Source organism: Acinetobacter sp. NIPH 817, from assembly GCF_000368405.1.
Classification (GTDB): Bacteria; Pseudomonadota; Gammaproteobacteria; order Pseudomonadales; family Moraxellaceae; genus Acinetobacter.
The window spans coordinates 2,968,264-2,981,007 of sequence record NZ_KB849420.1 but is presented as its reverse complement, the minus strand read 5'-3'; the positions used below and the strand labels follow the sequence as shown (position 1 = coordinate 2,981,007).

Annotated in this window: 10 protein-coding genes; 5 read left to right on the top strand and 5 right to left on the bottom strand. The window is 40.2% G+C overall.

The genetic code is table 11. From position 1 onward, the window contains the following. The first annotated feature begins 48 nt into the window (after positions 1 to 48). From lptF to F968_RS17620, 4 genes are all read left to right on the top strand, one after another. Complete coding sequence (gene lptF, locus F968_RS17635) at positions 49 to 1,149, top strand: LPS export ABC transporter permease LptF (RefSeq protein ID WP_034596483.1); 1,101 nt, start codon at positions 49 to 51, stop codon at positions 1,147 to 1,149. Continuing rightward, on the top strand, positions 1,149 to 2,219 hold the full coding sequence (gene lptG / locus F968_RS17630; protein WP_004795173.1) for an LPS export ABC transporter permease LptG: 1,071 nt from the start codon (positions 1,149 to 1,151) through the stop codon (positions 2,217 to 2,219). Before lptF ends, lptG begins: the two co-directional genes overlap by 1 nt. Before the next feature lie 126 nt (positions 2,220 to 2,345). Continuing rightward, complete coding sequence (gene gpmI, locus F968_RS17625) at positions 2,346 to 3,893, top strand: 2,3-bisphosphoglycerate-independent phosphoglycerate mutase (RefSeq protein ID WP_004795170.1); 1,548 nt, start codon at positions 2,346 to 2,348, stop codon at positions 3,891 to 3,893. 15 nt (positions 3,894 to 3,908) lie between these two features. Next, positions 3,909 to 5,093 carry a S41 family peptidase gene (locus F968_RS17620; RefSeq protein WP_004795168.1) on the top strand — a complete coding sequence of 395 codons (1,185 nt, stop codon included), beginning with the start codon at positions 3,909 to 3,911 and terminating at the stop codon, positions 5,091 to 5,093. 2 nt (positions 5,094 to 5,095) lie between these two features. On the opposite strand, the gene F968_RS17615 is transcribed toward F968_RS17620, so the two are convergent. The 3 genes from F968_RS17615 to F968_RS17605 are packed head-to-tail and all read right to left on the bottom strand — an operon-like array spanning position 5,096 to position 8,753. Next, the gene (locus F968_RS17615; protein ID WP_004795164.1) at positions 5,096 to 6,514 is read right to left on the bottom strand and encodes a sigma-54-dependent transcriptional regulator; all 1,419 of its coding nucleotides are present in this window, start codon (positions 6,512 to 6,514) and stop codon (positions 5,096 to 5,098) included. 24 nt (positions 6,515 to 6,538) lie between these two features. Next, on the bottom strand, positions 6,539 to 8,107 hold the full coding sequence (locus F968_RS17610; protein ID WP_004795163.1) for a sensor histidine kinase: 1,569 nt from the start codon (positions 8,105 to 8,107) through the stop codon (positions 6,539 to 6,541). Between the two features lie 10 nt (positions 8,108 to 8,117). Next, positions 8,118 to 8,753 carry a response regulator transcription factor GacA gene (locus F968_RS17605; RefSeq protein ID WP_004795161.1) on the bottom strand — a complete coding sequence of 212 codons (636 nt, stop codon included), beginning with the start codon at positions 8,751 to 8,753 and terminating at the stop codon, positions 8,118 to 8,120. Positions 8,754 to 8,965: 212 nt separating this feature from the next. On the opposite strand from F968_RS17605, the gene pbpG reads away from it, so the two are divergent. Continuing rightward, entirely contained in the window at positions 8,966 to 10,012 is a 1,047-nt protein-coding gene (gene pbpG / locus F968_RS17600; RefSeq protein WP_147306163.1) for a D-alanyl-D-alanine endopeptidase PBP7/8, read from the top strand. A gap of 107 nt (positions 10,013 to 10,119) precedes the next feature. Here the strand turns inward: pbpG and thrC are convergent, their stop codons facing one another. Then, positions 10,120 to 11,259, bottom strand: coding sequence for a threonine synthase (gene thrC / locus F968_RS17595; protein WP_004795157.1), 1,140 nt, complete (start codon positions 11,257 to 11,259; stop codon positions 10,120 to 10,122). 54 nt (positions 11,260 to 11,313) lie between these two features. Next, the gene (locus tag F968_RS17590) at positions 11,314 to 12,615 is read right to left on the bottom strand and encodes a homoserine dehydrogenase (RefSeq protein WP_004795155.1); all 1,302 of its coding nucleotides are present in this window, start codon (positions 12,613 to 12,615) and stop codon (positions 11,314 to 11,316) included. Positions 12,616 to 12,744 lie beyond the last annotated feature (129 nt).

Here is a 12,744-nt window from a genome sequence, read left to right as displayed (position 1 = left end):
TTCGGGTAAACTAGCAGTCGTCCCGATTAGCCTTTTGGAAGTATTACTTTGATTATTCGGCGTTATCTCGTCAAGCAAGTTGTCTCTACCTCATTGGTGGTCATTTCTTTATTGACCTTAATCATGATGGGTGGTCGTCTGATCAAATACTTTGGTGTGGCGGCGCAGGGGCGTTTAGATGCCAGTATCTTGTTTAGCATCATTGGATATCGTTTACCTGAATTTCTAACACTCATTTTACCACTAGGTTTTTTCATTGGTTTAATGTTGGTGTTTGGTCGTTTATATGTTGACCATGAAATGGCAGTACTGAACGGTAGTGGTGTGAGCCGTCATCAATTAGCACGATTACTCATTCCAATGACGCTTGTTTATATGGTTTGTCAGTCTGTGCTTATGCTCTGGATGACGCCGTGGGGACTGCGTGAGTTTGAGAAATTAACCACCACCCAAGCGGTTCGGACAGGCTTCGATTTGGTTCGCCCAAGAGAATTTATTTCTTCTGGACCCTATACGATTTATGCAGGTTCATTGTCAGAAGACCGAAAGAATTTGAAGGACATTTTCTTTTATCAACGTGCGATCAAAGAAGATAAACCAGATGTCATGATCTTGGCAAAAGAAGCGACTCGTGTAGAAGTTGCAAATGATACAGCCAATGTCGTTGATCTGGTACAAGGCCGTCGTTATGAAATATTCCCGGGACAACCAAAATATACGCAAGCAGAGTTTCAGTCTTATCGTCTACGTTTAGAAAATGATAAAGATGTTAAGTTTGAAAGTGGCGATGTAGAAGCATTATCAACGACTAAACTCTTTTCAAAAACAAATGATCCAGTCATAAGAAGTGAGTTGGGATGGCGTTTGTTTGGACCATTCACCATTATTATTGCTTTAATGCTTTCTGTAGCATTGTCTGAGGTGAGTCCACGACAAGGTCGTTATTACCGTCTTATTCCGGCGATTTTTATTTTTTCCAGTCTGATCGTATTAATGATTGCAATCAAGACTCGTATTAGTAAAGAAGAACTCGATATTTGGGCTTATCCTGCCGTGTTGGTGGTTTATGGCGTTGCAGCAGCCTTATTTTCACGTAAACAAAAGTTGGCACCAAAAATCAAGAAACAGATCAAGCGAGTGAAATTATAATGTTAGCACGTCGAATAGTCGCCAAATATGTGACGAAAACCACTGCGCTTGCAATGTTTGGCACCACAGTTGTTTTGTCGATTTTACAGATCTTATTTACGTATCTGGGTGAGTTGGGTGAGCTCAAACCAGACTATAATGCATGGCAAGCTCTCATCTATGTGTTGTGGGGTGCTCCTCGTTATCTATATGAAATTTTGCCTATTTCTGCCTTGATTGGTGCTGTAATTGGTTTAGGGTCACTAGCAACTAGCAGTGAACTTATTGTTATGCGCTCTGCTGGTATTAGCTTATGGCGTATTGTTGGTTGGGTGATGCGCTCAGCTTTACTGCTTATTATTTTGTCTTTTGCCTTAAGTGAATGGGTTATTCCATATACCAATGAAAAAGCAGCAAGTGTTAAGAGTCACCGCTCTGTAGCTGCTTTAGGCGAAGTGAAAGGTTATTGGTCACGTGAAGGGCAGCGATTTATCTATATCGACTATGCTAACTCTCAGGGTAATTTAAGAGATATTCAAGTGGTCGACTTTGACCAGAACTATTACTTGCAATCATTAATTAATGCTCAGCAAGGACAGTTTATTAAAAATGGTCAATGGGCTTTGAAAAAAGCTGAACAAATGGACATTTTGGCGGCAGGAAATGCCATCAAAACTGATCATGAAGAGCAATCGCTTTCGTTAGCATTACAGCCTAAATATGTGCACATGGTGACTTTAGATCCTGAAGATCTATCACCAAGCCAACTGATTAGCTTTATGCGTTATATGGATGAATATAGTCAGGTACCAAAGACTTATCAATTGGCTTTCTGGCAAAAAGTTGCTTCGCCATTTTCACTCATCGCATTAGTACTCGTAGCGTGTTCTTTTATTTTTGGACCATTACGCCAACAATCGATGGGTTTCCGTTTGGTGATCGCATTGTTTATTGGTTTGAGTTTCTATTATTTGCAGGACTTCTTGGGCTATGCGAGCTTGGTTTATTCTCCATCTCCAGCATGGTTCGTACTTGTACCTATCTTATTAATGTTTGGTGCCGGAAGTTATTTGCTTTACCGCGCTCGCTAGTAATAATTGAGATTTATGGTTTTCATCAATCACGGGTATTGGTGAAAGCCATAGGAATAAATAGAGTCTTGACCGAAAATTCGGTAAGATATTGTGACGAAATTCTAGACAAAAGAGAAATTGATTATGACGGATGCAACTGCTGGCAAGATCCCTCACGTTCTGGTCATTATGGATGGTGTTGGACACCGTGAAGCGATTGAAGATAATGCTTTTCTTGCAGCAAAAACACCAAATTTGGCGGCAATGAAAGCCAAGCATCCGAATAGTCTAATTTCTGGTTCAGGTGAAGATGTCGGATTACCTGATGGTCAAATGGGGAATTCTGAAGTCGGCCATATGAATCTTGGCGCTGGCCGTGTGTTATATCAAGACTTTACCCGTATTACTAAAGATATTCGTACTGGCGACTTCTTTAAACATGAAGTTTTGATCGATGCTGTTGAAAAAGCAAAAGCTGCTGGTGGCGCTGTCCATATTATGGGACTACTTTCAGAAGGTGGCGTCCATTCCCATGAAGATCATATTGTGGCGATGTGTGAACTTGCATTAAAACGCGGTGCAAAAGTTTACTTACACGCTTTCCTTGATGGTCGTGATACACCTCCACGCAGTGCTCAGCCATCTTTAGAAAAATTAGATGCGTTATTTGCTCAATATCCAGGCCAAGGCCGTATTGCAACCATGATTGGTCGCTACTTTGCAATGGACCGTGACAACCGTTGGGATCGCGTTGAGCAAGCTTATCGCTTATTAACCGAAGGTGAAGCACTTCGTACTGCACAAACCGCAGTTGAAGGGTTAGAGCTAGCTTATGCAGCCAATGAAAATGATGAGTTTGTAAAAGCGACTCGTATTGGTGATATCGCTAAAGTTCAAGACGGTGATAGCGTTGTATTTATGAATTTCCGTGCTGACCGAGCTCGTGAAATTACTCGCGCATTTGTAGAAAAAGACTTTGCGGGTTTTGAACGTAAAGTTGTACCAAGCCTTTCTAAATTTGTGATGTTAACGCGTTATCAGGCAAGCATTGATGCGCCAGTTGCATACATGCCAGAAGCCCTCAAAAATTCATTGGGTGAGTATTTATCTTCTTTAGGTAAAACCCAGTTACGTATTGCCGAAACTGAAAAGTATGCGCATGTAACATTCTTCTTTAGTGGTGGCCGTGAAGATGAATATCCAGGTGAAAAACGTATTTTAATTCCATCTCCAAATGTTGCGACATATGACCTTAAGCCTGAAATGAGTGCTTACGAAGTCACTGATGAGTTGGTTAACGCGATTAATTCGGGTGAATACGACTTATTGGTTGTGAACTATGCAAATGGTGACATGGTTGGTCATACAGGTGTGTTCGACGCTGCGGTTAAAGCAGTTGAAGCGGTAGATACTTGTTTAGGTCGTGTCTATGAAGCAGTTATGGCGAAAAAAGGCCATATGCTCATTACTGCTGACCATGGTAACGTTGAACAAATGCAAGACTACGAAAGTGGGCAAGTGCATACTCAACATACAACCGAGCTTGTGCCGTTTATCTATGTTGGCCCAACACAAGCAACAATTGCAGAAGGTGGTGTGCTTGCAGACGTAGCACCAACAATTCTCAATTTAATGCAGATTCCTGTTCCTGCTGAAATGCAAGGGCGTAATCTGATTACACTATCTGCATAAGTTAAAGGTGATTGGATGCTGCAACACATTAAATATAAAAAACTTATTGTGAGTATGTTGCTGTGTTGCAGCCAATTTGCTTTTGCAGTGCCAGTTGTAAAAGAAAAATTGTCACCTTTGCACTCTGATTCGGAAGAGCCGGAACATAGTTATGCAGAGGTGCCGATCGAGTCGATTCAACAGTTTGTACAAATCTATGGAATCGTTCGAGATAACTATGTCGATGTGAAGTCTGACGATGCCTTATTTCAACAAGCCATTAAAGGGCTAGTGAGTGGGCTGGATCGTTATTCACGATATTTGTCGGCAGAAGAATATCGTCAACTCATTCAATATACCGAAGGTGACCTTGCCTCGGTTGATTTTGCTTTAAGCCCTGAATTACATCTCCATAAATGGATAATTCGTGATCTTAAAACAGGTTCAGACTCATACAAATTAGGTCTGAGAAATGGTCAGACGATTCTCAAGATTGATAATCAAGACCTAAAAAATTTAAACCAAGATCAGGTACTTGGACTGCTTTACGGTTCTATCGGAAGTACGCTTCAAGTGCAAGCAGAAGAGTTAAGTGGAAACATTAACTTAGTTCGTAATAAAAAAATAGAAACCGATATCGAACCTGTAATGCTACATAATCAGGTTTTAGTACTCAAAATTAGAGTATTCCAGCAAGACACTGCTAATGAAATTAAACGGTTAATTGAAGAAAATAGTTCGCCACGTTTAAAAGCCGTTTTAATCGATTTACGAAATAATCCGGGTGGATTGTTATCGGCAGCAGTTGAATCGGCAGATTTATTTTTAAATAATGGAATTATTGTTTCAACTAAAAGTCGTTCGGAAGGTAATCAGCAATTTCAGGCTTTGCCCGGCAATGAATTTCAAAATATAAAATTAGGTATATTAATTAATCATCGCTCCGCATCAGCAGCCGAAGTTTTTACCGCAGCGATGAAAGAACACCAGCGTGCATGGGTCATGGGTGAAAAAAGTTATGGAAAAGGCGTAGTGCAAAAACTATTTCCTTTACCAAGTGGTGCGGCACTACAAATGACAGTCTCACACTATTACACGCCAAACGGCAATATGATTGAAGGGCAAGGTATTCAGCCTAATCAGACCTATCCTTTGCCCCCAGAAATGAAAGAAGACGTCTATTTAGATCGCGTTGCAGACTTATTTCTAAAGAAAAAGTAGTTTTATACTTCTTCTCCCAATTCGGTATCTAAGCCAAACTTTTTTAGTCGATAGCGTAAAGAACGAAAAGTCATTCCTAGCTTTTTAGCTGCTAATGTTCGGTTCCAATGAGTCATGTCCAATGCGTTCAATAGAAGATCTTTTTCAATATTTTCTAAGTAGCGTTCTAAACCTTCCATTGGTAGTTTTGGTCGAGTTTGGGCAATCGCAGTTGACGTGTCATTCAATGGTTGAGTGGTGATTTGAGAGTTAACACTACTGCTTCTAAGAAGAGGTGCTAGATGTGTTAAATCAATAAACTCATCATCACTTAAGGTAATAGCTCGTTCAATCATATTTCTTAATTCACGAACATTACCCGGGAAATCTTGCTGTAATAAATAAGTTTCACCAGTTGTAGTTAATTGTTTGCTTGGAATTTCCCATTCCATACAAACTTTTTGAATAAAATGATTGGCTAATAACAAAATATCGCCACCGCGCTCACGTAGTGGTGGCAAAATAATATCCATCACATGAATACGGAAAAATAAGTCCTGACGGAATTTACCTTGTCGGACTAATAAATCTAAATCTTGGTGACTGGCGCTGATTACTCGAAAATCAACATCAATTTCCTGATCTGAACCTACAGGACGAATTTTTTTCTCTTGCACTGCCCGAAGCAATTTAACTTGCATACTTAAAGGCAATTCGGCAATTTCATCTAAGAATAAACTGCCACCATGAGCTGAAAAAATAAGGCCTTGTTTGTCTTGGGTCGCTCCAGTAAAACTTCCCTTTTTATGTCCAAAAAGTTCACTTTCCATGAGCTCTGTTGGGATGGCTCCACAGTTAATCGCAATAAACGGACCTTCGCTGCGATTACTCAAGCGGTGAATAAGATTAGCAACAACCTCTTTACCTGTACCAGACTCGCCTGTAACAAACACAGGGGCTTGAGAGCGGGCTATTTTTTTAATAGTTGTCCGTAAGTTTTGTATTGGTGGCGAACGACCAATTAATAGGTCATTTTCCAAAGCTGTTTCACCAAATTCATGTTCTGGTTTTGGCTGATTTAGCGCTTTTTTTAATAACTGATCTAAGTGAATTTGGTTAATAGGTTTACTTACAAAGTCAAAAGCTCCTGCCTTTAACGCTGCAATTGCAATATCCATATTGCCGTATGCAGTTAAAACTGCAATTGGTGTGTGTGGGTAAGTTTGAGAAACGTGTTTAACCAATTCTAAACCGCTACCATCGGGTAGGTTTAAATCGGTTAAGCAAGCATCATAATGAAACTGAGTAAAGAGTTGTTTGGCCTGTTCAACCCGATAAGCAAGATGTGTTTTAATCCCCATTCGTGCAAGAGTCATTTGCATTAAAAGGCACAAATCTTCTTCATCGTCTACAAGCAAAACCAGTGGTTGCTGTTCTGCCATTTCCCCAAAAACCTAATAAAAAAATCAATATATTATTGGGCATTCCATTCGGAAGCATGCCCCTTGTTTTTGCTCTACATAAGTGAGCTTTGCATGGTTTGCCTCACAAAAACTATGAGACAAATATAATCCTAAACCAGTTCCATTAATTTCGGTACTAAAAAATGGTTTAAATAATTGAGATATATCACGTTTTGAAACCCCTTCGCCGTAATCGATCACATCAATATATATTTTATTTGTCTGTGAATGAATGTTGATCAAAATATGAGGTGAATCGGGTGCATTATGTCGTAAGGCATTTCTGACAAGGTTAATGAGTACCTGTCTGAGTTGTTTCTCGTCAAATAATAATTTTAAGAATGAGTCGGAAATTTTAAGCTGTATTGAATGTTTAACATCTAAAAGATCTTCGTCTAATAACGTCTTTATGAAGTTGGTTAATTCAATCTGGATTGGGTAAGTTCTTTCGCTGTTGGCCAGTCCTAATGTGTCTTGAACAATACTATCGATGCGTTTGGTTTGCTTACCGATCATACGGCGTAAAGTATTTTGCTGTTCTGAATCACTATCTTTAAGTAGTTCATTTGCTTGCACAATTGCTGCAAGAGGATTGCGGATTTCATGTGCAATACTTGCTGAGAGTTGCCCTAAAGCGGCAAGTTTGAGTTGTTGAGCTTGCTGATTAATTTGCTGTGCATCTTGTAAGATGAGTAGCGTCAATGCTTGTTGCGGCACCACAAGATGTTGCACTTTAATGTTAATAGAATATGCCGATAGCCGAGACTCAAAAATAAAACGATCACCTTCTTGTAGGTTATCAAACTTAAGAATTTCAAATAAATCGGGGTGCCATTTCGCTAAAGGATATTTTTCACTAGCAAATTGAGGAGGAATCCCTAACAGAGAGCAGGCAGCTGGATTACTTAAAACAATGTCGTAGTTTTCATCTAGAACCAAATAGCCTTCTTCAATTTGTTCCAAAATATAGCGGTTAATATTTTGCAGTTGATAGAGTTCTATAGATTGGTGGAAAGTCAGTGCTTCAAGTAGTTTAAAGCGCTGTACCGCAATTTGCCCGATGCCGTGCACCACAAAAAATAAGAAGGCTAATAAAGCACTATTACCAATCGTATTTAGATTATTGTAGTCAAACAAACTACCGACAAAACGTTGGTAAATAACGGCAATGACAGCAAGTAATGTAATGAGTAAAGACATTCTTGCGCTGAGTAAAATTGCCGAGGTAAATATAGCAATAACATACAGTAAGCTGAGTTGTAAATTTGGTTCGCCTACAGAAAATGTAAGTAAACTCAGACAGATAACATCAACTACAAAAAATAAAATAAGCTGCTTAGTTGCCTGAGTTGAAACAAACTTAAAACACAAAAGCTGAAGAAGGCTTAATATGGAATAGCCGAGCAGGGTATAAGAATATAAAGCGGGTTGTTGTAGACTATTGTCGATTTGAGCATCGGTTAAAACCAAAATAATATTGAGGCTAACCGCAATAATAAGACGATATAAACCATACCACGTGCCCAAACGAAAAATCGTATGGGACAACGATGAGTTTAAGGGAAATTGCATATAAGTTTAATTATGGCTTGATCAAACCATAACGGATTGCAAGATGAGTGAGTTTAACGTCGCTATCGATAGCGAGTTTTTCAAAAATACGGTAGCGGTAAGTATTAACCGTTTTTACACTTACAAAAAGTTTGTCCGCAATTTCCTGAGCGCTAATACAATTTACAACCATCATTGCAACTTGCATTTCTCGTTCGGATAAAGCGTCAAAAGGCGATTGCTGCGTGTCAGATAGATAGGAATTCGCCAACTGCTCAGCAATATCGGCACTGAAATATTTGCCGCCTTGCATGACTTTGTTGATTGCCCGAACCATTTCTGTAATGGGAGCACCTTTAGTGATATAGCCTTTAGCTCCTGCTTTAAGCAGAAGAGAAGGGTACGGTTCTTCTGATAAACCACTTACAGCAATAACTTTTGTGTCTGGTGCGGTTTGTAGTAAACGACGTGTCGTTTCTACGCCCCCGATGCCTGGCATGTTGACATCAAGCAACACAACTTGAGGATGTTTCTGACGAACAATAGCAATTGCTTCTTCACCCGATTCGGCTTGTCCAATGACCTCTACATCGGCATGATCTTCTAACATACGGCAAATGCCTGTACGTACAAGTTCATGGTCATCCACAACTAAAACTGTAATCAAGAAGACCTCCTTTCTTTCAAAAAACAAGTTTTTTGTTACATAAAGCAAAATTAGCTTGCAATGGAATGACAAAATTAGCAATCCTATTCTTATATAGTGAGCGAATAGTTGTGCACAATTGTGTCGGTAAAAGCGTTATACCTTATACCTCAAATGTAAGGCATAATTATAGTAAGCGCAAATGTGTATCACCCTGAGTCGAGTATTGTGCCGTGAAAAATTCTAAAAAGTCTTTAATACATGTGCTAAGCATGTCTATTTTGCTTAGTTTGAGTTCAACAAGCTTTGCAGAACTCGTCAATAACCCGTCCTCAGGGAGTACTGGGACTGCAAATTTAAATTGGTCTTCAGCTGACGTTAGTCAACTGTTGAATGATGAAGATGATGAGCCGACTATTCAAGGATCAACATCTGTAACTACAACTTTACGTGGTAGTAATGCACCTAAAGTTATAGCATCTGCTCCTAAGCTTGCTCCAATTCGTGATACGAGTGGTTACAATGCTCAGCCGAGCGTAAGTGCTCGAGCTGCGTTAGTGATGGATGCGCAAACGGGTGAAGTGCTGTTTAGTAAAAATACCAATGCTTCTGTGCCAATTGCGTCTATTACCAAGTTAATGACAGCAGTGGTAACAGCAGATGCTCGTTTAAACATGTCAGAAGAAATTATGCTTGAGCAAATCGATTTTGCTGGGGCAAACGGTAAAAATTCAAGTTCAACACTTCGTGTTGGCGATAAAATGAACCGTGCAGAAGTATTGTTGTTTGCTTTGATGAAGTCTGAAAATCCCGCAGCGGCAGCTTTAGCGCGTACTTATCCGGGCGGACGTCCTGCATTCGTAGCGGCAATGAACGCTAAAGCACGTGCTTTAGGTATGAATGCAACGCATTATTATGAGTCAACTGGTTTAGATCCACGCAATGTATCTTCTGCGCGTGACTTAGGAATTTTAGCGAGTACAGCTTCTCAATATGGTTTGATTCGTCAATTCTCAACTACACCGACCTATGACTTTAACTTGGGTTATCGCGTGTTGAAATCTAATAATACCAACGCTTTAGTGCGTAATGGTGGTTGGAATATTAACTTGTCTAAAACAGGTTATATCAATGAAGCAGGTCGCTGTGTTGTCATGCATACGACTGTAAACTCGCGTCCAGCAGTGATTGTATTACTTGGTGAGCCAAGTACGCAGGCACGTAATAACGATGCAACTAACCTATTGGGTTGGTTAAGTAATTTACCAAAACGTATTTAATTTAAATATTCTAAAAACGCTTCTATCAAGAAGCGTTTTTTTATGGCTATAAAAAAGACATAAAAAAACGGCTGTGTTGAACAGCCGTTTTTTTGAAAACTCAGATTTTACATATTAGATAAAATCGAATCTTTTACTTGGCTCATTGTTGCATCAATTGACAACATTACTGCATCAGCACATTGTTTGATTGCAGTGTCAGGATCTTTCAAGCCATTACCAGTTACTGTACATACAATGACAGAACCTTCAGCAATCTTACCTGCTTTAATGTCGCGAATCGCACCGCCAATAGAAGCAGCAGATGCTGGCTCAACAAATACGCCTTCATACATAGAAAGTAAGCGTTGAGCTTCTAAAATTTCGCTGTCTTGAAGTTCATCGAACCAGCCTTTAGAGTCACGTACTACAGCTTTTGCATGGTTCCAGCTTTGTGGATTACCAATACGAATTGCAGTTGCAACTGTTTCAGGGCTTTCAACTGGAGCACCACGTAAGAAAGGAGCTGCGCCAGAAGCTTGGTAACCAACCATTGTTGGTAAACCTTCAGGTTTTGGACCAGTGAATTGATCAGTAGCTGCATCATAAATCACTTGTTCAAACTGATCAGCAGGTTGGTTTGCTACAGCTTCGGTATAACCCATCCAGTGAGCAGTGATGTTACCTGCGTTACCTACAGGTAAGCAGTGATAATCAGGTGCACGGCCTAAAGCTTCAACGATTTCATAAGCAATGGTTTTTTGACCTTGCAAACGGTAAGGGTTGATTGAGTTTACAATCGTTACAGGCGCTTGATCAGCAACTTCTTTTACAAGACGCATACCATCATCGAAGTTACCACGAATTTGCATAGTGATCGCACCATACATCATTGCTTGCGCCATTTTACCCATTGCAATTTTGCCTTCTGGAATCAAAACAAATGCTTTGATACCTGCGCGTGCAGCATAAGCAGCAGCAGCAGCAGAAGTGTTACCAGTAGATGCACAGATAATCGCTTTAGAGCCTTCTTCAACCGCTTTGGTTACAGCCATGGTCATACCACGGTCTTTAAATGAACCAGTTGGGTTTAAGCCCTCATATTTCACATAAATTTCAACATCTTTGCCAATAATACGTGGAATATTCTCAAGTTTAATGAGTGGGGTGTTGCCTTCACCCAAAGAGATAGCACGAGTAGTTGCCGAAACTGGCAAACGGTCACGATAACGATCTACAAGACCAGTATAACGATTGGCATTAGACATGATGGTGTTCCAATTAGAGGTGAAGCGGGAGAGGGAATCTTTCCCTCAACCTGATTAACTATCGAGCGATTCTAAACGAATTCTTACGATTTCGCCACGAATTGCAGGTAATGCTTGGATTTGTGCAAGAGCCTCATCCATTTTAGATTCAACGATTGGATCGGTCAGAATCACGATTGGAATAAGGTCTTTTAAACGGGATTGTTGCATGATGGCATCAATACTAATTCCAGCGCGGCTTAAGATGGTAGTAACATCTGCAAGTACGCCAGTTTGATCTTCTGCATTTAAGCGGATGTAATAACCGGTAGTCATTTCTTCACGGCTTAAAATTGGCACATTTGTTAATGCTTCAAAAGCCAACTGAGGAATTGTTCCTGCACCGTCTTCGGTATAAGAGATGTCACGAACAATATCAATTACATCGGCAACAACAGCAGAAGCTGTTGGACCAGCACCAGCACCAGCACCGTAATAAAGTGTAGGGCCTACAGCATGCGCTTGAACTAAAACAGCATTTTTAACGCCGTTTACATTCGCAATAAGCTGTTCATCTGGAATGAGCGTTGGGTGAACACGTAGTTCAATACCCTTTTCAGCGCGACGTGCAATTCCTAGGTGTTTAATGCGGAAACCAAGTTCTTCTGCATATTTCACATCTTGTGCAGTGATTTTACTGATACCTTCGGTATAGACCTTATCAAACTGAAGAGGAATACCAAACGCACAAGACGCTAAAATTGTAAGCTTGTGCGCAGCATCAATACCTTCAACGTCAAAAGTTGGATCTGCTTCTGCATAACCAAGTTCTTGAGCTTCTTTTAATACATCATCAAATGCACGACCTTTTTCACGCATTTCAGTCAGAATAAAGTTGCCTGTACCATTAATGATGCCTGCCAACCATTCAATATGGTTTGCAGCAAGACCTTCGCGGATGACTTTAATAATTGGAATACCGCCAGCAACTGCTGCTTCATAAGCAATTTGTACAGCATTATCTTCAGCTGCTTTAAATAGTTCATTGCCATGTTCAGCGAGTAAAGCTTTATTTGCAGTCACGACTTGTTTGCCGTGCTTGATTGCTTCCATGATAATTTCGTAAGCAGGATGGATACCACCCATTACTTCTACAACGACATCAACGTCTGGTTGACGAACGATATCAAGTAAATCTGCGCTTTGTTTAATCCCTTCCAATTCTAGATCTGGACGAGGACGACGTGTTCCAACGTGGGTAATTTGAATTTCTCGACCGGTGCGACGTTTAATTTCAGCGGCATTTTCTTGTAGTAGTTTAAGGGCTCCTCCACCTACGGTTCCTAGACCGAGTATTGCCAGGCGAACTGGTTTCACGTCACACTCCATTCATCATTTAATCATTTAGTTGAAGCTAGATCATAGCTAAAAAAAACGCCAGACTCTAGCGCTTTTAGTGCCTGTTCAATGAATTAGAGTACGATGTTTGGAAAAGAAGAGTAGATC